Below are 19150 nucleotides of genomic sequence, written 5' to 3' on the forward strand. Positions count from 1 at the left end.
GAGGGTATGAGCCATCCGCACCCAGAACTCAAAGCCGCCCCGCCCCTGCCCGACGGCGGACTGAGGGTGACCGCCCTGGGTGGTCTGGGCGAAATCGGCCGGAACATGACCGTCTTCGAGCATGCCGGCAAGCTGCTGATCGTGGACTGCGGTGTGCTGTTCCCGGAGGAGAACCAGCCGGGCGTGGACGTGATCCTGCCCGATTTCACCTCGATCCGGGACCGCCTCCACGACATCGTGGCCGTCGTTCTCACCCACGGCCACGAGGACCACATCGGGGGCGTGCCGTATCTGCTGCGGGAGCGGTCGGACATTCCGGTCGTCGGCTCGAAGCTCACTCTTGCCTTCCTGGAGGCCAAGCTCAAGGAGCACGGCATCCGTCCCCGCACGGTGCGCGTGCGGGAGGGCGACCGGCGCGGCTTCGGTCCCTTCGACTGCGAGTTCGTAGCCGTCAACCACTCCATTCCGGACGGCCTCGCCGTGGCCCTGCGGACCCGGGCCGGCATGGTGCTGCACACCGGTGACTTCAAGATGGACCAGTTCCCCCTGGACGACCGCATCACCGACCTGCGCGCCTTCGCCCGCCTCGGCGAGGAGGGTGTGGACCTGTTCCTCACCGACTCCACCAACGCCGAGGTCCCCGGCTTCACCACCTCCGAACGCGAACTGAACCCCGCGATCGAGCAGGTCCTGCGGACCGCCCCGCGGCGGGTCATCGTCTCCAGCTTCGCCAGCCATGTGCACCGCATCCAGCAGGTCCTGGACGCCGCCCACCAGCACGGTCGCAAGGTGGCCTTCGTGGGCCGTTCGATGGTCCGCAACATGGGTATCGCCCGCGATCTCGGCTATCTCAAGGTCCCGTCCGGCCTGGTCGTGAACGCCAAGGAACTGGAGAAGCTGCCGGACCACCGGATCACCCTGGTGTGCACGGGGTCCCAGGGTGAGCCGATGGCCGCCCTGTCGCGGATGGCCAACCGCGACCACGCGATCCGTATCGGCAAGGGCGACACCGTCCTGCTCGCCAGCTCCCTCATCCCCGGCAACGAGAACGCCATCTACCGGGTGATCAACGGCCTGACCCGGTGGGGCGCCAACGTCGTCCACAAGGGCAACGCCAAGGTGCACGTCTCCGGCCACGCCAGCGCCGGGGAACTCGTCTACTGCTACAACATCGTCCGGCCCCGCAACGTCATGCCCGTTCACGGCGAGTTCCGTCACCTGCGGGCCAACGCCGACCTCGCCATCCGTACCGGCGTCGACCCCGAGCGGGTCGTGATCGCCGAGGACGGTGTCGTCGTCGACCTCGTCGACGGCCGCGCCTCCATCGTCGGCAAGGTGCCCGCGGGCAACGTCTACGTGGACGGCATGGAAGTCGGCGGCGCCACCGAAGCGTCCCTCAAGGACCGGGTCACCCTTGCCCAGGAGGGCGTCATCACGGTCGTGGCCCTCGTCGACGCCGACACCGGCGCGCTGGCCGAGCCCCCGGACTTCCTGGCCCGCGGCTTCGTCCACGACGAGACCACCTTCGAGCCGGTGATCCCCGTCATCGAGAAGACGCTGGCCACCGCCGCCCAGGAAGGCGTCGGCGACGCCCACCAGCTCGAACAGCTCATCGCCCGCGCCGTGGGCAACTGGGCGTTCCGCGCCCACCGTCGCAGGCCGCTGATCATCCCGGTCGTCATCGACGCCTGAGACGGCCGCCGCCCGACTCCCCGCTCCTACGCCTGCTTCGCCACTCATGCATCCACGAACGAACGTCAGAAGGGTGAGCGGATGGGCCTGCGCTTCGAGGAGATCGACTGGCGACCGACACCGATCGGCGAGATCAGTCTGCGCCGGCGCCGTCACCCGGTCTCGGGAGACGACGTGTACGAGGTGAAACTCGGCGACGAGTTCCTGATGTCCAGCCTTTTCACCACCGGCGAGATCGCGCTCACGGAACTCGCACTGGCGCAGCTGCCGGACACCGAACTGCCCGCACTGGACGTCGCCGTCGGCGGACTCGGGCTCGGCTACACCGCCCAGGCGGCGCTGGACGACGCCCGGGTGCGCTCGCTGATCGTGATCGACGCGCTCGCCGAAGTCATCGACTGGCACCAGCGGCACCTGGTTCCCCTCGGGGCCCGGCTGACGTCGGACGCCCGCTGCCGCCTGGTGCACGGCGACTTCTTCGCGCTGGCCGCCGATCCCAACGGTCTGGATCCCGAGGAGCCGGGCCGCCGCTTCCACGCCATCCTGCTGGACGTCGACCACTCACCGCGCCATGTGCTCCATTCCCGGCACGCCGCGCTCTACCAGCCTGCCGGGCTGCGCGCCCTCGCCGAACACCTCCACCCCGGCGGGGTGTTCGCCCTGTGGTCGAACGATCCGCCCGACGAGGAGTTCACCTCCGCACTCGGGGAGGTCTTCGCACAGTCGGCGGCCCATGTCGTCGACTTCGACAACCCCCTGCAGGGCGGCACCTCGGCCAACACCGTCTACCTGGCGGGCACGGCACCGGGCGCGCCGTAGGACGACGGCTCGACCGGCTCCGGCGGTGCGGCGCGCTCGCTCATGTACGGCAGAACAGAACAGGCCGAGGCGCTGCGGCAGATCGTCGTGCAGAGCCAGGGGACGAGCGGGCGAGGGGCGGGACGGGACGCGGCGCTGCCCCTCCCGCCGGGGAGAGCAGGAGGGGCAGCCGACGGTGTTGCTCAGGTGACTGTGGCCATGGGTGCTCGGGTCACTTCCCCCAGAGCTTGCGGTAGGCCTCGCGGTACCCGCTGGGGTCCCAGGAGGACTTACCGCCGCTGTTGTCGGCCGTGGCGATGTGCACCGGAGCGACATAGCCGCTGGCGGACTTGCCGGCGAAGGCGCGGTTGAACTCGTCGATCATCTGCCAGCCCTGCTCGGACAGCGGCTCGGGAACCGTCGCCGACTGGAACTGCTTGCTGTTGATGCGCTGGAAGGCGGACGGGTCGCCGTCGCCCGCGCCGATGTTGAAGGGTGCTCCGTTACCCTGCTTGCCCGCTGCCCGAAGGGCTGGGGCGGCGTCCGCGAAGTAGAGGTCGTTGATGGCCACCGAGCTGGTCCACTTGGCGCCGAAGCGGGACAGCAGGGCGGAGACCTCCTGCGGCGTGCGGTTGCTGGCGTCCGCGATGGGGATGTTGGACGTGTTCAGGACCTTGACGTCGGAGCAGGTGGCGAGCTCCTTCTCGATCAGGTCCGACTTGCCCTTGGCGAAGGGTATGGACGCGTCGGTGAAGACCACCACGCCGCCCCGGCCGTTGGACTGGCTGATGATCCAGTCGGCGCTGATCTTGGCGACGTCCTGCACCTTGGTGGTGACGTTGCTGAAGAGCTTCGGGTCCGTGCTGGGGCCGGGGGCGTCCACGGCATGCCAGCCGATGAGCGGGATGCCGGCGGCGTTGGCCTGGGCGACCTGCTGCGCTGTCGACTTGGGGTCGAAGCCGGAGAGCACGATCCCGTCGGGCTTGACGGCGACGGCCTGACTGAGCGCGGCCTGGATGCCGGCCGGGGTGCCCTGGCCGTCGATGATCCGTACGGTCCATCCGATGGCCTTGGCGGCTTCCTTGACTCCGTCGGCGGCGCCGGCGACTCCCGGGTTGGTCATGCTCTGGGCGACGTAGACGATGGTCTTGCCGGTTGCCGCCTTGGGGCCGGTGGTCGGGCCGTCCCAGGGAGCGTTGACGTCCTCCGCCGCCTTGACGGCCGTTTTGGCGGAGGCGAGGACCGCGGGGCAGCCTGCCTTCGTGTCAGCGACGGTGCTGGCGGAGCCGGCCTCCGACCCTCGAGTGCAGCCTGCGGCGAACGCGGTGACCACGGCGAATGCGGCCACGGCTCTCAGGGGCGCTTTACGGGTGTAGTGGTACGACACGGACGGGCTCCTTGCTGATGTACGGGGAGGGCGGGAAGGCGGGTGACGTCCGGACGACGGGCCGCACGGGCTGTGACGGGTGGCTCGGTGGATCTAGTCCGTCGTCGTGGACGGCGGCGGGGGCGCGGATTCCGCGGCGGCGACGGAGGTCTGCACAGAGGCGGCCGGCGCCGCGGACTCGGACGGCCCGGACAGTGAGGTGCGAGTGGCGTCCGCCCCGGCGCGCAGTCGGCGGCGGGCGGAGTAGCCGGCCAGGCCGACGGCGAGGAGGAGGGTGCCGCCGTTGAACAGGGAGGTGGCCCAGAACTCGGCTCCCAGTTGCTGGATGCCGGCGAGGCCGATGGCGAGGATGGCGACGGCGACGACGGTGCCGGCGGCGTTGGCGCGGCCGGGCTTGATGGCGGTGGAGCCGAGCAGCGCGCCGACGAAGGCGGGCAGCAGGTAGTCCATGCCGACGCTGGGGTTGCCGATCTGCTGCTGGGCGGCGAGCAGGACGCCGGCGAAGCCGACCACGAGCCCGGATCCGGCGAAGGCGTAGATGCCGTAGCGGCGGGTGGGGATGCCTACCAGGTCGGCGGCGCGGGCGTTGGAGCCGATGACGTACAGGTAGCGGCCGAGCGGCAGCCGTTCCAGCAGCAGCCAGAGGATGACGGCGAGGCCGAGGACGTAGAAGGCGGGTACGGGCAGGCCGAGGAACTTCGAGTCGTACAGGTCGGTGAAGGCCGGGGGCAGCCCGTTCGGGCCGGGGACGATGCGCGCGCCGTCGGTGATCCAGCCGGTGCAGGCGTACAGCACGCTGCCGGTGCCGAGGGTGGCGATGAAGGAGTCGATCTTGGCGAACTCGACGAGGAGGCCGTTGAACACGCCGATGACGCCGCCGCCGACGATGACGACCACGCAGGCCAGCGGCCAGGGCCAGCCGTTGCTGACGATGAGCTGCATCGCGAGGACGTGGGCGAGGCCGAGGCCGTAGCCGACGGAGAGGTCGAACTTGCCGGTGACGATGGGGATCATCGCGCCGAGGGCGAGCATGGCCGGGATCGACTGGTTGGACAGGATCGACGAGATGTTGTCGAGGGTGGGGAAGGTGTTCGGCAGGGCGAGGGAGAAGACGAGGAAGAGCAGGACGGTGAGGGTGAGCAGGCCGTAGGTGCCGATGAGGTGGCCGCGCAGCCGGCTACCGCGCGGGCCGCGGGACGGTCCGGTGGGGGCGGCGCCGGTCGTACGCCTGCTCCTGGGCGTTTTGGCGTCGCCGCCGGTCGTGGACCGCTGGGCTCGGCGGGAGGACTGGGTCTCGGTGGCCATCAGTGGTTGCCCGTTCCGGTCAGCGCCGGCATGGCCGACGCGGCATGGGTGAGTTCGGTGACGGTGAGGGCGTCGCCGGACAGTTCCGCGGTGACGTGGCCCCTGACGAAGACCAGCGCGCGGTGGCAGACGTCGGCGACCTCCTCGAAGTCGGTGGAGATGAGCAGGACGGCGAGCCCTTCGGCGAGGGCGTCGTCCAGGAGCCGGTAGATCTCGGCCTTGGCGCCGACGTCGACGCCGGCGGTCGGCTCCTCGAGGATCACCACGCGGCGGCTCAGGCGCAGCCAGCGGCCGATCATGATCTTCTGCTGGTTGCCGCCGGAGAGGGTGGCGATCGGGGCCTCGGAGTCGGCGGGACGCACACCGAACCGCTCGACGAGCGATCTGGCCTCTGCGCGTTCGCGCGCGGGGCTGATCCAGCGCCAGGGGGCCCGGGCGTCCGCGCGGGGGTTGGCCAGGAAGTTCTCGCGCACGGTGAGTTCGAGGGCGCAGCCCTCCTCCTGGCGGTTGCTGGTGACGAAGCCGATGCCCGCGTCGACGGCCGCGGCGACCGAGTGGGGGCGGTACTTCTTGCCGTCGAGCACTACCTCGCCGCCGGTGAAGGGCCGGGACCCGGCCAGAGCACGGCCGAGATCCATGTGACCGGCTCCGGTGAGGCCGACCATGCCCAGGACTTCTCCGGCGCGCAGTTCCAGTTCGACGGGGCCGGCGCCCTCGGTGGTGACGCCGGTCAGGCGCAGCACGGTGGAGGCGGGGGTGCCGGTCGCCCGGGGGCCGGGCGGTCGGTGGCCCTCCGGCTCACGGCCGACGATGTCGTGCACGATGCGGTCCGGGCCGTGGTCGGCCAGGAGACCCTGGCTGATGAGGTGACCGTCGCGCAGGACGGCGAAGCGGTCGGCCACCTGGTAGACCTCGTCGAGGCGGTGGCTGACGTAGACGATGGCGTGGCCGCGGTCGCGCAGGGTGTGCAGGACGTCGAAGAGCCGGGCGCAGTCCGCGGCGGGGAGGCTGGCGGTCGGTTCGTCGAGGACGATGAGGCGCGCGCGGGTGGCCAGTGCGCGGGCGATGGCGACGAGGGAGCGCTCGGCGCGGGTGAGATCGGCGACGGCCGCGTCCGGGTCGAGGTGGCCGGCGACTATCTCCAGGGCCTCGGTACAGCGCCGACGTACCTGCCGCCAGGAGACGAGCCCGGCTCGGCGGGGGTAGCCGGTGCCCAGGGCGACGTTCTCGGCCACCGTCATCCACTCCACGAGACCGAGGTCCTGGTGGATGAAGGACATCTCGGTGGACGCCGCGCTGGAGCCGAGCGGGTGGCCGGCGACGGTGACCTGGCCCTCGTCGGCGCGGTAGACACCGGCAAGGATCTTGATAAGTGTGGATTTTCCTGCACCGTTATGGCCCAATAGGGCGAGAACACTGCCCGCCTGGACGTCGAGGTCCACATCGGCGAGGGCGAGGGTTCCGCCGAACCGCTTGCGCAGTCCGCGGATCGTCACCAGCGGACGGGAGGCCTCTTGCCCGTCGGGCGACGGAGAGCTGGGGGCTGTGTCGTCGGGAGCGTCGTTCACGGACTTCTCCGGGGGATCTGCAGGCCGAGGACCGATCCATCGGCTCGACCAGAATCCTGAACTCGTTACAGCATCCTGGTCAATAGCCCCGTTGCCATAGATTGCTCCAAAGTTACGGCGGCGGTACGGAGAAGTTCCGTACCGCCGCCGTCGTCGTGGTCTTCGCGAGGCCCCCGCCGGAGCGGGGAGCCCATGTCACCTCATCCGCCGCCCGTCGGCAGTCCCCGCGGAAGCATGGGGTTCTCCAGCCCTGCCGCGATGGCGCGCAGATCCTTCAGGAGCGCCTCACGGAACTCGTCGTCGAGTCGCGCCTTCAGCACGGTGACGCTGATCGCGAAGGGGGCCGAGTCGGTGCGGAATCCGGTGACCGGCACGGACAGGCAGAGGACGCCCGCGGTGGCCTCCTCGTCGTCGACCGCGTAGCCGCGCTCCCGGGTCGCCGCGAGGTCCTCCAGCAACGCGGGCACCGAGGTGAGGGAGCGCTCGCTGAGCGCGGGCAGGGTGCGGCCGCGCAGCCGGTCCTCGGCCACCGCCGGATCCAGCGTCGAGAGGATCGCCTTCCCGGTCGCCGTGCAGTTGGCGGGGAAGCGGTCGCCGATGTTGGCGGTGAGCCGCAGCGGCTGAGTACCGTCGTACCGGGCCAGGTACAGAACGTCCAGGCCGTCCAGAACGGCCACCCGGGCGGTCTCCCGCGAGATGTGCGCACTGCGCCGGCACAGCTCGTAGAAGTCGCGCAACTGGTCGACAGTGGACAGATAGCGACCACCGAGTTCCACCAGTTTGCGCCCGAGGCCGAAGCCCGCGCCATTGCGAGTGATCATGCCCGCCGCCTCAAGGGAGGCGCAGAGATTCCCCGTCGAGGACTTCGGCAGGCCCAGGGCGCGCGCGATGTCACTGACCGACAGCGGTCGGCCCTCTGCCTCGCCGAGGACGTCGAGAATCGCCACCGCTCGGGTCACCGCCGGGACGAGGCTTCCCGGGTCGCTTGCGCTCACCGTCGTTTCCACCCATCATTCTGTTCGTCGTTCAGCATGTTGTTATTGTCCCTCGTCTGTCACCGAACGACAATGCCGTCGCCACGCGCTTTGCCATCGAGATTCGCCGAGTCTCCTGACCGTAGCGCGCCTTCCGGGCCGATCGACGACACCCTCCGAGCCTTGGAGCGCTGAGCAGCTCATGACCAGCAGCCCAACCCATTCCCCGCCTCCTCTGCCTGACAACGGCCCCCGCCTGTCACGCGAGGACTTCGATGCCCTCTTCGACTCCGTTCGGACCTGGGGCACGTGGTCCCCCGCCGACCGCGGTGCGTGGAACCGGGTCACCCCCGCCCATGTCCAGCGAGCCGCCGCGCTCGTCCGCAGCGGCGTCACCGTCCCCATGGCGCTGCCCTGGAACACGGTTCCCGGCCCCGACAACGGCAAGCCCGCCCTGCATTACATGTCCGATCTCGGCGACGTCGAGGCCCCCGAGCCGTCCTGCCACAAGGACTTCATCGCCGTCGACTACCACGGCAAGGGCGTCAGCCACCTCGACGCGCTCTCCCACATCGCGTACCGCGGTCAGCTCTACGACGGCCGCACCGCCCGTGAAGTGGTCGACGCCGCCGGCGCCCACTTCGGCGCGGTCTCCGCCCTGGGCCCCCTCGTCACCAAGGGCGTCCTGATCGACCTGCCCGCCGTCCTCGGCACCGACTGGCTCGAGCCTGGAACCGCCGTGCACGCCGAGGACGTGCTCGCCGCGGAGAAGGCGCTCGGCGTGACCATCGCCGAGGGCGACGCGGTGTTGTTGCGCTCCGGTCACTTCCGACGCCGTGCCGCACTCGGGGCCTGGAACCCCGACAACGCCAGTGCGGGCTTCCACGTGGACGCCGTACCCCTCCTCGCCGAGCGCGGAATCTCCCTGCTCGGCGGCGACGGCGACAGCGACGTACGTCCCTCCCCCGTCGACGGACTGCACTCCCCCGTGCACGCCCTCGCGCTCACCGCCATGGGCGTACCGCTGCTGGACAACCTCGACCTGGAGGCGTTGTCCGCCGCCTGCGCGACGGCAGGCCGCTACGAGTTCCTGCTGGTCGTGGCACCACTGAACATCCCCGGTGGCACGGGCTCGCCCGTCAACCCGGTCGCGGTGCTGTGATGACGGGCTCCCAGCCGGCCGAGGGCCGGTTCACCGTCGGGGTCAGCCGTGACTTCCGCGACGCGGACGGAAGCAACGTGTGGGGCGACATCCGGCTCGGCGAGCTGGACGCCGCCGGGATCCCCTGGCGCTACCTCCCGCGTGACACCGGCGAACTCCTCGCCCCGGACATCGACGGCCTGGACGCCGTCCTGTTCGCCGGCCCCGCCGTCACCGCCCGCACGTTCGAGGGCGGCACGCGGCCCCCGCTTCTCTTCGCCCGCTTCGGCGTCGGCTACGACGCCGTCGACCTCGACGCCTGCACGCGCCACGGCGCTCTTGTCACCATCACCCCCGACGGCGCCAGACGCCCGGTCGCCACCGCCGCCCTCACCATGCTGCTGGCGGTTCTGCACAACGTCACCGCCAAGGACCGGCTGGTGCGTCAGGGACGCTGGTCCGAGCGCGAGCAGTGGATGGGGCTCGGGCTCACCGGCCGCCGGATCGGCCTGCTCGGCCTGGGCAACACCGCCCGCGACCTGGTCGGTCTGCTGCGGCCGTTCGACACCGAGGTCATCGCCTACGACCCCTACTGCCCGCCGGACACGGCCCGCGAACTCGGCGTGCGTCTCGGCGACGCCGACACCGTGATGGCCGAGGCCGACGCGGTGATCGTGATGTGCGTGCTGACCGAGGAGACCCACCACCTCGTGGACGCCCGGCGACTGGCCCTGATGAAGCCCTCGGCCGTGCTCCTCAACGTCGCCCGCGGGCCGATCGTGGACGAGGCGGCACTGATCGACGCCCTGCGCACCGGCCGCATCCGCGGCGCCGGACTGGACGTGTTCGAGTCCGAGCCTCCCGGCGCCGACAACCCGCTGCTCTCCATGGAGAACGTCGTCCTCAGTCCGCACAGCCTCGCGTGGACCGACGAGATGTCCGCCGGGAACGGCGGGAGCGCGGTCCGGGCCGTCCTGGACGTCGCGACCGGCCGCCTGCCGCGCTTCGTCGTCAACCGGGACGTGCTCGGACACGCGTACCTCTCCGAACGGCTGGGCGCCCTCGCGGCGGAGACGGGGCAGCACGCACCGGCGGGGGTCCGTCCGTGACCTCCCCGCCTCAGTCTCCCGGCACGGTCGGCTTCGTCGGGCTCGGCGCGATGGGCCTTCCCATGGCGGCCAACCTCGCGAAGGCCGGCTTCGACGTCCTCGTATGGAACCGGGGCCGCACCCCACTCGACGCCGCCGTCGCCGCCGGCTGCCGTGCGGCCGGCCGGCCCGCCGACGTCGCCGCCGGCGCCCGCACGGTCATCACCATGCTCCCGGATCTGCCTCAGGTCCGGAACGTGTCGGCCGGCCCGGACGGACTGCTCGCAGGCCTGGACACCGCCGCACCGGCCGAAGCGATGGACACCCTCGTGGTCATGGGTACCGTCTCCCCCGTCGCCGTACGTGCCCTGGCCCAGGAACTGCGGTCTTTCGGCGTCACCGTCGTCGACGCTCCTGTCAGCGGTGGCGTGACAGGCGCCCGGAACGCCACCTTGTCGATCATGGCGGGCGGAACGCAGTACGCCGTCGAACGCGCCCTTCCCTACCTGACCGCCATGGGCTCGACGGTCCGCCGCATGGGCGACATCGGAGCCGGATCGCTCGCCAAGGCCTGCAACCAACTCGTCGTGGCCGGCACCCTCGTGGCGCTCGCCGAGGCCGTCGTACTCGGCGAGCACGGTGGCCTCGACCCGGCGGCCCTGCTGGAGGTGTTGTCCGGCGGACTCGCCTCCTCGGAGGTGCTCGCGCAAAAGCGCCGTCACCTCGCCGACAGCGACTTCACCCCCTCGGGCCCCGCCCGCTACCTCCACAAGGACCTCGGCTTCGTGCTGGACAGTGCCGCGGACGCGCACGTCGAGCTGCCGCTGTCCACCTCCGTCGCCCGCCTGTACGCGGCGATCGACGACCGAGGCCTCGGCGACCTGGACAACAGCGTCGTCCTGCGGCTGTTGCGTGAGGACAACAGTCCCTCACGCCCGCACCACATCTCGAAGGACTGAGCAATGCAGATTGGAATCGTCGGTCTCGGACGCATGGGCGGCAACATGGCGGCCCGCTGGCGCGACCGCGGCCACGAGGTGATCGGCTACAGCCGCACCTCGCCGGATCGTGACGTCAACTCCCTGGAGGAACTGGTCGGCAGGCTCGCAGCCCCCCGTGTGGTGTGGCTGATGCTCCCGGCCGGTGACCCCACGCGCGAGGCGCTCCGGCACCTGGCCGGCCTGCTGTCCGCGGGCGATGTGGTGGTCGAGGGCGGCAACTCGCGCTTCACCGACGACACCGAGCACGCGCGGATGCTCGCCGAACACGGTGTCGGATACGTCGACTGCGGTGTCAGCGGCGGCGTCTGGGGCCGGGAGAACGGCTACGGCGTGATGTGCGGCGGGGCCGACGAGCACGTCCGGCGCGTCTGGCCGCTGCTGGAGTCCCTCGCCCCGGCAGAGGACGGCATCTGCCACGCCGGCCCGGTGGGCGCCGGGCACTACGCCAAGATGGTTCACAACGGCATCGAGTACGGCATGATGCAGGCCCTTGCCGAGGGCTACGAACTGCTGGAGGCCAGCGAGTACGTCCCCGACGTGCCCAAGGTGCTCGCCTCCTGGCGGCAGGGCACCGTCGTCCGGTCCTGGCTGCTCGACCTCCTCGTCCGTGCCCTGGAACAGGACTCGGACCTGGCCGGTCTCTCCGGCCGGGTCGACGACTCCGGCGAGGGCCGCTGGACGGTCGAGGAGGCGGTACGCCTGGCGGTGTCCGCCCCGGCCATGACCGCCGCGCTCTTCGCCCGCTTCGCCTCCCGCAAGCCGGACGCCGCCCAGCTGAAGGCGCTCGCCGCGATGCGCCAGCAGTTCGGTGGACATGCCGTGCACGCGGCGTCCACCGTTTCCGCCGGCTCGGCCTGACCCGAACCCGGGTCACCGCGAGACCGCCATGTCCGACCAACCGGCCTCGGTCCAGACGAAGACACGGGCGAACGGAAGGCACCGGGGGCCGGCGCTGCTGGTGGCAGGGGCGTTCTTCATGGAGAACCTGGACGCCACGATCATCGCCACCGCCGCCCCCGGCATCGCCGCGTCCTTCGGGACCGGGGCGGAGGCCGTCGGCGCCGCCATGACCGCGTATCTGACGGCGCTGGCCGCGTTCATCCCGGTGAGCGGCTGGGCCGCGGACCGTTGGGGCGGCCGCCGCGTCTTCGCCTGGGCGGTAGCCGTGTTCACCATCGCCTCGGCGCTGTGCGCGGCGGCCGACAGTCTCACCGAGCTCGTCGTGACGCGGGTGGCGCAGGGCGTCGGCGGGGCCATGATGGTGCCCGTCGGGCGGCTGACCGTCCTGCGCACCACCCCACGCCGGGACCTGCTGCGGGCGATCGCCTGGCTCACCTGGCCGGGCCTGCTGGCCCCGGTGCTCGCCCCCGTGCTCGGCGGCCTGTTCGCCACGTACGCCTCCTGGCGCTGGATCTTCCTGGTGAACGTGCCACTGGGCGTGGCGGCGCTGCCCGCTGCCCTGCGGCTGATCCCCGACGGCCGGCGCGAGGCCGACGAGGGCCGGCCGGTACTCGACCGGACGGGCTTCGTCCTCACGTCGGCGGGGGCGGGCGCGCTGCTCGTCGGCGTGGAGCTGTTGGGCGACCTGGCACGGCACCGGGCCTCGGCGGCCGTCTGGCTCGGCCTGGGACTGCTCACCTGCGGGCTGGCGGTCCGTCACCTCCTGCGGTCGCGCAGGCCACTGCTGGATCTGACCGCCTTCCGCGTGGACACCTTCCGGGTGGCGAACGCGGGTGGCGCCGTCTTCCGGGCCGCCATCAGCGCCGTCCCCTTCCTTCTGCCGCTGATGTTCCAGCAGGCGTGGGGCTGGAGCGCCGCGCGGGCCGGGCTCGTGCTCACCGCCGTGTTCGCCGGCAACATCGCCGTCAAACCGTTCACCACCCCGCTGCTGCGCCGCTTCGGCTTCCGCACGGTGCTCGTCGTCAACGGCATGGCGACGGCATCGACGTTCGTCCTCTGCGGCCTCGTCGTTTCCCGTACGCCTCTTGCTGTGCTGGTCGCCGTGCTCTTCGTGAGCGGCGTGTGCCGGTCCGTCTCGCTCAGCGCGTACTCCTCGATCTGCTTCGCCGACCTGGGGCCGGAGCGGACCGCGAACGCCAACACCCTGTCGAGCAGCGTGCACCAGTTGGCCGGCGGGGTGGGCATCGCCCTGGCCGTGTGGACCCTGCGCGCGGCGGGAGCCCTCACCGCACAGCTCGGGCCGACCGATCCGGCACGACCCTACGGCGTGGCGTTCGGCGTGCTCGCACTGCTGCCGCTGGCCTGCGCGTGGGAGGCCTCGCGGCTGCGACAGGGCGCGGGGGCCGCGGTCACCGCACCCGTCACGCGTCGATCGGCGCGGGCTCCTGTCCCCCGGCGTCGGCCAGGCAGGTGGGGCCTGTGAGCACGCCGACGGCAGCTGAGCCCGGCCGCTCCCGGGCCGCGGTGCCAGGGCATGTTTCGGAAGTCCTGTCTGCCCGGCGGCATCTGGCACGCACGCTCGCCGCGTCGTCGGGTGTGCCCTTCGGGCGGACGGCGCTGCTGTCGAAGCACGCTTCAGGCGGCGAGGTCGCGCAGCACCTCGTAGCACCGCTCCAGCCGAGGACGGGACTGCGCCATCCTCCGCACGGCGACCGGGTCGGGGAGGACGGTGCGATGCGGCCGGGCCCAGACCTCGGCGGGCAGGGCGGAGAGGTGGGGCACGGCGCCGAGTGCGCGCCAGCCGAGGAGTGCCGCGCCGAACCCGGAGCCGGCCGTGTCGTCGGTGATCTCCAACGGCATGTCGAGCGCCGCCGCGACGATCTCCGCCCACAGCGACGACCGCAGTGCCCCGCCGGTGGCCCGCACCGAGGCGATCGGCGCACCGGCCGCGACCACCGAGTCCCGTACCAGCGCCAGTTGCTGTCCGACGCCCTCGATCATGGCCCGGGTCATGTGCGCCCTGCCGTGGCCGCGCCGCAGTCCGATGAGGGCACCGCGGGCGTCGGGGTCCCACCAGGGGGCGCGTTCGCCGAGGAGGTGAGGCAACGCGGTCAGGCCCTCGGAACCAGGTTCGACCTCGGCGGCCTCCTTCAGCAGGTCGGCCACGTCGACGCCGCCGAAGGACTCGGCGGCCCAATGGGCGACGACTCCGGCGTTGCTGACCGCTCCGCCGAGCACCCACAGCCCGTCGGCGAGGTGATAACAGAAGACGCGGCACCTGTCGTCCACGCCCGGCCGGTCGCGGACGACGCGGAGTGCGCCGCTGGTGCCAAGAGACAGCGCGGCCGTGGCGGGGGCGGTGGCACCGACCGCGAGGTTGGCGAGCGGTCCGTCTCCGGCACCGGCGAGCACGGGCAGCCCGGCAGGCAGGCCGAGTGCGGCGGCGGGGCCGGGCAGCAGAGGGAACGCGGCGGTGGGCGACACGAGTTCGGGGAGGCGTTCGCCTACCACCCCGGCCGCCTCGAGCGCCGGCCGGTGCCAGTCGGCGGTGTGGATGTCCAGCAGCCCGGTCGCCGAGGCGCACGAGAGGTCGGTGACGAGACGGCCGGTCAACCGGGACAGGACGTAGTCCTTCATGCCGCACCAGGCGGCCGTGCGCGCGAACAGCTCCGGCTCGTGCTCGGCGAAGAAGGCGAGCTTGGCCAGCGGCGACATGGGGTGCACGGGGGTGCCCGTCGCACGGTGGAGTGCTGCCCCGCGCTCGGCACGCAGCCGCCGGGCGGTGTCTGCAGCACGGGTGTCGGCCCAGCTCAGGGCGGGGGTGAGCGGTTCGCCGGAGGAGTCGAGGGCGAGGAGGGTGTGGAGGGCGGCGCTGAACGACAGTCCCCGCACGGTGAGTCCCCGTCGCACGCACTGCTCCACGCTCTCGCGTACCGCGTCGGCGGCCCCGGCGAGCACGGTCGCAGGATCGTGCACGGCTTCCCCGTCGCGTCCGGTGCGCAAGGGGGCGGGGCGTTCGACGGTCGACACCGGGCGGTATGCGGCGTTCACCGCGACCACCTTGGTGGCGGTGGTACCCAGGTCGATGCCGAGCACCACCTCGCCGACCTCGTTCATGGCGGTCTCCGTTTCCGCGGCTCAGTAGACGTCGGGACGTTAACAGCATGTGGTTCTGATTCCAAGATGCTGTACGAGAGCTCGCGGCTTCGCCTAGATCACAGCGATACTCATTGCCTTCTCGCGTTCCATTGACCAGAATGCTGTTCTGAACACAGCATTTCGTTCAGGAGGATTGGTGTCAGGAGATACAGAGGTCGGTATAGCCGGGCTCGGAGTCATGGGTTCCGCCATCGCGCGACGGCTGCTCGACTGCGAGCGCGCGGTGCGCGTCTACGACATCAGGCCGGAGGCCGTCGCCGAGCTCGCCCGGGACGGGGCCGCCACGGCGCAGTCACCGGCCCGGCTTGCCCCCTCGGGAGTGGTCATCCTCTCCCTCAACACCGCGCCGATCGTGGAGCAGGCGGTCTTCGGGCCGGACGGGATCCTGAGTGCCGCACCGGACGATGTACTGGTGATCGACATGTCGAGCATCGACCCCGGCCGCACGCACGAGTTCGCCGAACGTGCCGCGAAACTGGGCGCCGGCTGGGTCGACGCCCCGCTGTCGGGCGGCGCACCGGCCGTCGCGCGCGGCGAGCTGACGCTGATGCTCGGCGGCGAAATGGAGCACGTCGAACGCGCACTCCCCGTCCTCGGGTCTCTGGCCTCCCGGCTGACGCACCTCGGGCCCGCCGGTGCCGGTCAGCTGGTCAAGGCCGTCAACCAGGTGCTGGTCGGCTGCGGATTCGCCGCACTCGCCGAGGCAGCCGCCCTCGTGCGGGCGGCCGGCCTTCCGCCCGGTCAGGTGCTCACGGCGCTCACCGGAGGCAGAGCCGACTCCGCGCTCCTGCAAGAGTTCTTCGTGAAGTTCGCCGAAGCCGACCTCTCCCCCACCGGACGGATCAGCAACATGGTCAAGGACCTCGACGCCGCCCGCGACCACGCACGCTCCGCAGGCGTGCCCATGCCCGTCACCACCGCTGTCGCCGAACTGCACCGCTGGCTCACCGCTGCCGGCCACGGCGACGCCGACAACGCCGCGCTGATGCACTACTACGCTCCCCTGGAGGTACGGCCGTGAAGGCTCCCGCACTGTTCGACCTCACCGGCCGCCGCGCCCTGGTGACCGGCTCCAGCAAAGGCATCGGAGCCGCCCTCGCCGCCGGACTGGCCGAGGCGGGCGCCGAACTCGTCCTGAACGGCCGCGACGCGGGGGCGCTGGAGCGCGCGCGGCAGGAACTGGCCGAGAAGACGGGGGCCGAGGTACACACGGCGGCCTTCGACGTCACCGACGAGACGGCCGTGCGACGCGCGGTCCGGGAGATCGAGGACGGCCTGGGCCCACTGGACATCCTGGTCAACAACACCGGCGTACAGCACCGCGAGCCGATGCTGGAGGTCTCGGCGGCGACCTTCGAACGGGTGCTGAACACCAACCTCACGAGCGCCTTCCTGGTCGGCCGCACGGTGGCCGCCGCCATGGTCGAGCGCGGCCACGGAAAGATCGTCAACATCTGCTCCGTCCAGACGTGGCTCGCCCGGCCTGGCATCGCCGCCTACGCGGCCTCCAAGGGGGGCCTGGCGATGCTGACGCGCAGCATGTGCGCGGAGTGGGCCGGTTCCGGACTGACCGTCAACGCACTCGCCCCCGGCTACGTGGTCACCGAGCTGACCCGGCCCCTGGTGGACGACCCGGCCTTCGACTCATGGATCCGGGGCCGCACCCCGGCCGGCCGCTGGGCCACGGTCGAGGATCTGGTCGGCACTCTGGTGTGGCTCGCGGCCCCTGCGTCGGACTTCGTCAACGGTCAGGTGATCGCCGTCGACGGCGGACTGACCGCTGTCGTCTGAACCCACTGCGATCCACGACCCCCACTGCCGACCACCGCACGCAGACACGCAACCAAAAGAAGCAGCCGAAGTGTTCGGCAGAGAGCGGGACGAGAACATGGACTCAGCGACGATGCGAGCCGTGGTGGCGCACGGCGCAGGCGACCTCCGCCTGGAGGAGCGCCCGGTACCGGTGCCCGGCCCGGGCGAGGTGGCGGTCGACGTCAAGTACGGCGGCATCTGCGGCTCCGACCTGCACTACTGGCGCCACGGAGCCGTCGGGGAGTTCCGGCTCCGCGAGCCGCTGGTGCTCGGCCACGAGATCGTGGGCCGGGTACGCGAGGCGGGTCCCGGCGTCCAGGCACCGCCGCCGGGGACACCGGTGGCCGTCCACCCGCTGGCTTCCTGCGGACAGTGCCGGCAGTGCCACGCCGGTCGACGCAACACCTGCCTGGACACCGGGTATCTGGGGAGCGCCGCCAGGAACCCCCATGTACAGGGCGGCTTCGCCGACGTCCTCGTCGTCCCCGCGGAACGGGTGCTCGCGCTGCCGGAGGGCCTCGATCTGCGGCTGGCCGCGGTGGCCGAGCCCGCCGCGGTCGCGTGGCACGCCGTACGGCAGGCCGGCGACGTACGGGGCAAGCGGGTGCTGGTCACCGGCGCGGGCCCCATCGGCTGTCTGGTGGTCGCCTCGCTGCGGGCCGCGGGCGCGGGCGACATCACCGTGACCGACGTGCACGAAGCGCCGCTGGCCGTGGCCAAGCAGGTGGGGGCCACCTCGGCCGTACGCGTCGGCGTCGGCGCCGACCACCTGGAGGAACTCGCCGCGGACATCGCCATCGAGTCCTCGGGCAGTCCCGCGGGCCTGCGCACCTGCGTTTACGGGGTCGACCGGGGAGGCGTCGTGGTGGGCCTCGGCCTGCTGCCGCCCGGGGACACTCCGGTGGCGGCCAACGCCCTGATCACCCGGGAACTGCGCCTCGTCGGCTCCTTCCGTTTCGACGAGGAGCTCACCGAGGTCCTGCACGCGCTGTCCGACGGCCGCCTGGCCGTCGAGCCGGTGGTCACCTCCGTGGTCCCGGTGGCCCACACCCAGGCGGCGTTCGAGCTCGCGGCCGACCCCGCCCGCTCGTGCAAGGTGCTGCTCGACTTCGACGCGCAGACATCGGTCTGACGCCGTATCGCCCTCTCCCGCGCGCTCCTGGTCCCGCCACCCGAAACGGAGTTCAGCATGTCCGGCACACCCTCCCGCCGCCCCCGCGTGGCGGTCAGCCGCAGTGGCCTTCCAGGAGAGGGCGTCGAGCGTCTCACCGCCCGCTGTGACGTCACCGCCTGGGCGGGAACCGCACCGCCGACGCCCGCCGAGCTGGCCGGGCTGGTCCGGGGCTGCGAGGGCCTGCTCGTCCTCGGCGCCGACCGCGTCGACGCGGCGCTGCTCGACGCGGCAGGGCCCGGCCTGCGGGTCGTCGCTCTCGCGTCGATGGGCTACGACGGCGTCGACGTCGCAGCCGCAATGGCACGAGGCATCGTCGTCACCCACACCCCCGAGGTACTCGCCGACACCACCGCCGACGTCGCGATGGCGCTCATCCTCATGGCCCGACGACGCCTGCCCGCCGCCACTGAGGTGCTGCGCCGCGGTGCATGGGGCGAGTTCCGCATGGACGCGTTCCTCGGGCTCGACGTGCACGGGGCCACCCTTGGACTGATCGGATACGGTCAGATCGCCCGTGCCGTCGCCCGCAGGGCCGCCGGCTTCGGCATGCGCGTGCAGCACCACCACCCGCGGCGCAAGGAGGACGACGAGTTGTCCCGCTGGGTGCCGTTCGACGAACTGCTGCGGACCAGTGACGTGGTGTCCGTGCACACCCCGCTGACGGAAGAGACCAAGGGCATGATCGGCACTGCCGAACTCGCCCTGATGAAGCCGACCGCGACCCTGGTCAATACCGGACGCGGTGGGGTGGTGGACGAAGAGGCCCTGCTGGTGGCTCTACGCCGAGGAAAGCTGCACTCGGCGGGACTGGACGTGATGACAGGCGAGCCGCGTACAGACCCTTCCGACCCGCTGTTCCATGAGCCGCACCTGGTGGTGCTGCCCCACGTCGGGTCGGCGACCGAGGCGACCCGCGCCGCCATGGTGGAGCTGGCTGCCCGCAATGTCACGGCAGTCCTGCACGGACACCCGGCCCCAACCCCGATCCCGGGCACCCCCGACCTGCCCGGCGCGCGCGTCACCGCGGTCAACCTCACGGACTCGTGACGTAGCGCCTGCACTCCAACGAACCGTGCGAGTAACCCAGGGAGCGCTTGGAGCCCTAGGCGAAACTCAGGGACAGGTCAATCCGGGCCCGAGGCCAGCTGCAC

General features: G+C 71.6%; 16 protein-coding genes. 11 read left to right on the forward strand and 5 right to left on the reverse strand.

Features of this window, described 5'->3' with window-relative positions:
- The first annotated feature begins 6 nt into the window (after positions 1 to 6).
- Both M2157_RS04595 and M2157_RS04600 read left to right on the forward strand, forming a co-directional pair.
- On the forward strand, positions 7 to 1692 hold the full coding sequence (locus M2157_RS04595; RefSeq protein ID WP_280864504.1) for a ribonuclease J: 1686 nt from the start codon (positions 7 to 9) through the stop codon (positions 1690 to 1692).
- Positions 1693 to 1773: 81 nt separating this feature from the next.
- Positions 1774 to 2511 carry a spermidine synthase gene (locus M2157_RS04600; protein ID WP_280864505.1) on the forward strand — a complete coding sequence of 246 codons (738 nt, stop codon included), beginning with the start codon at positions 1774 to 1776 and terminating at the stop codon, positions 2509 to 2511.
- Between the two features lie 211 nt (positions 2512 to 2722).
- On the opposite strand, the gene M2157_RS04605 is transcribed toward M2157_RS04600, so the two are convergent.
- The 4 genes from M2157_RS04605 to M2157_RS04620 form a co-directional block, all read right to left on the reverse strand.
- The gene (locus M2157_RS04605) at positions 2723 to 3838 is read right to left on the reverse strand and encodes a substrate-binding domain-containing protein (RefSeq protein ID WP_280863693.1); all 1116 of its coding nucleotides are present in this window, start codon (positions 3836 to 3838) and stop codon (positions 2723 to 2725) included.
- A 132-nt stretch (positions 3839 to 3970) separates the two neighbouring features.
- Positions 3971 to 5182: an ABC transporter permease gene (locus tag M2157_RS04610; RefSeq protein WP_280864506.1), complete on the reverse strand. Its 1212-nt coding sequence runs from the start codon at positions 5180 to 5182 to the stop codon at positions 3971 to 3973.
- Complete coding sequence (locus M2157_RS04615) at positions 5182 to 6750, reverse strand: sugar ABC transporter ATP-binding protein (protein ID WP_280860515.1); 1569 nt, start codon at positions 6748 to 6750, stop codon at positions 5182 to 5184. The genes M2157_RS04610 and M2157_RS04615 overlap by 1 nt, the downstream gene beginning before the upstream one ends.
- Before the next feature lie 200 nt (positions 6751 to 6950).
- Positions 6951 to 7745 carry an IclR family transcriptional regulator gene (locus M2157_RS04620; protein WP_280860516.1) on the reverse strand — a complete coding sequence of 265 codons (795 nt, stop codon included), beginning with the start codon at positions 7743 to 7745 and terminating at the stop codon, positions 6951 to 6953.
- Positions 7746 to 7926: 181 nt separating this feature from the next.
- Between M2157_RS04620 and M2157_RS04625 the strand changes: the two genes are divergently transcribed.
- The 5 genes from M2157_RS04625 to M2157_RS04645 are packed head-to-tail and all read left to right on the forward strand — an operon-like array spanning position 7927 to position 13337.
- Positions 7927 to 8886, forward strand: a complete 960-nt coding sequence (locus M2157_RS04625) for a cyclase family protein (protein WP_280864507.1) — start codon at positions 7927 to 7929, stop codon at positions 8884 to 8886.
- Positions 8886 to 9974 (forward strand): NAD(P)-dependent oxidoreductase, encoded by a 1089-nt coding sequence (locus M2157_RS04630; RefSeq protein WP_280864508.1) that lies wholly within the window; start codon positions 8886 to 8888, stop codon positions 9972 to 9974. Before M2157_RS04625 ends, M2157_RS04630 begins: the two co-directional genes overlap by 1 nt.
- The gene (locus tag M2157_RS04635) at positions 9971 to 10912 is read left to right on the forward strand and encodes an NAD(P)-dependent oxidoreductase (RefSeq protein WP_280860519.1); all 942 of its coding nucleotides are present in this window, start codon (positions 9971 to 9973) and stop codon (positions 10910 to 10912) included. Before M2157_RS04630 ends, M2157_RS04635 begins: the two co-directional genes overlap by 4 nt.
- A gap of 3 nt (positions 10913 to 10915) precedes the next feature.
- On the forward strand, positions 10916 to 11812 hold the full coding sequence (gene gnd / locus M2157_RS04640) for a phosphogluconate dehydrogenase (NAD(+)-dependent, decarboxylating) (protein ID WP_280864509.1): 897 nt from the start codon (positions 10916 to 10918) through the stop codon (positions 11810 to 11812).
- Positions 11813 to 11840: 28 nt separating this feature from the next.
- Positions 11841 to 13337 (forward strand): MFS transporter, encoded by a 1497-nt coding sequence (locus tag M2157_RS04645; RefSeq protein WP_280860521.1) that lies wholly within the window; start codon positions 11841 to 11843, stop codon positions 13335 to 13337.
- A 152-nt stretch (positions 13338 to 13489) separates the two neighbouring features.
- On the opposite strand, the gene M2157_RS04650 is transcribed toward M2157_RS04645, so the two are convergent.
- Positions 13490 to 14971, reverse strand: coding sequence for a gluconokinase (locus M2157_RS04650; RefSeq protein ID WP_280860522.1), 1482 nt, complete (start codon positions 14969 to 14971; stop codon positions 13490 to 13492).
- Positions 14972 to 15149: 178 nt separating this feature from the next.
- Between M2157_RS04650 and M2157_RS04655 the strand changes: the two genes are divergently transcribed.
- The 4 genes from M2157_RS04655 to M2157_RS04670 all read left to right on the forward strand — a co-directional run bounded on the left by M2157_RS04655 (position 15150) and on the right by M2157_RS04670 (position 19046).
- Entirely contained in the window at positions 15150 to 16034 is an 885-nt protein-coding gene (locus M2157_RS04655; protein WP_280864510.1) for an NAD(P)-dependent oxidoreductase, read from the forward strand.
- A complete protein-coding gene (locus M2157_RS04660) occupies positions 16031 to 16804 on the forward strand; it encodes an SDR family oxidoreductase (RefSeq protein ID WP_280864511.1) in 774 nt (257 codons plus the stop codon). Before M2157_RS04655 ends, M2157_RS04660 begins: the two co-directional genes overlap by 4 nt.
- Before the next feature lie 97 nt (positions 16805 to 16901).
- Complete coding sequence (locus M2157_RS04665; protein WP_280864512.1) at positions 16902 to 17957, forward strand: L-idonate 5-dehydrogenase; 1056 nt, start codon at positions 16902 to 16904, stop codon at positions 17955 to 17957.
- Between the two features lie 57 nt (positions 17958 to 18014).
- Entirely contained in the window at positions 18015 to 19046 is a 1032-nt protein-coding gene (locus tag M2157_RS04670; RefSeq protein WP_280864513.1) for a D-glycerate dehydrogenase, read from the forward strand.
- Positions 19047 to 19150: the final 104 nt, after the last annotated feature.

This window comes from Streptomyces sp. SAI-127 (assembly GCF_029894425.1).
Classification (GTDB): Bacteria; Actinomycetota; Actinomycetes; order Streptomycetales; family Streptomycetaceae; genus Streptomyces.

Excerpts from the sequence above, each read along its gene's own strand:
- M2157_RS04670 (WP_280864513.1), top strand. The coding sequence starts at position 18,015 with ATGTCCGGCACACCCTCCCGCCGCCCCCGCGTGGCGGTCAGCCGCAGT.
- M2157_RS04650 (WP_280860522.1), bottom strand. The coding sequence starts at position 14,971 with ATGAACGAGGTCGGCGAGGTGGTGCTCGGCATCGACCTGGGTACCACC.
- gnd (WP_280864509.1), top strand. The coding sequence starts at position 10,916 with ATGCAGATTGGAATCGTCGGTCTCGGACGCATGGGCGGCAACATGGCG.
- M2157_RS04625 (WP_280864507.1), top strand. The coding sequence starts at position 7,927 with ATGACCAGCAGCCCAACCCATTCCCCGCCTCCTCTGCCTGACAACGGC.
- M2157_RS04600 (WP_280864505.1), top strand. The coding sequence starts at position 1,774 with ATGGGCCTGCGCTTCGAGGAGATCGACTGGCGACCGACACCGATCGGC.
- M2157_RS04645 (WP_280860521.1), top strand. The coding sequence starts at position 11,841 with ATGTCCGACCAACCGGCCTCGGTCCAGACGAAGACACGGGCGAACGGA.
- M2157_RS04630 (WP_280864508.1), top strand. The coding sequence starts at position 8,886 with ATGACGGGCTCCCAGCCGGCCGAGGGCCGGTTCACCGTCGGGGTCAGC.
- M2157_RS04595 (WP_280864504.1), top strand. The coding sequence starts at position 7 with ATGAGCCATCCGCACCCAGAACTCAAAGCCGCCCCGCCCCTGCCCGAC.
- M2157_RS04610 (WP_280864506.1), bottom strand. The coding sequence starts at position 5,182 with ATGGCCACCGAGACCCAGTCCTCCCGCCGAGCCCAGCGGTCCACGACC.
- M2157_RS04665 (WP_280864512.1), top strand. The coding sequence starts at position 16,902 with ATGGACTCAGCGACGATGCGAGCCGTGGTGGCGCACGGCGCAGGCGAC.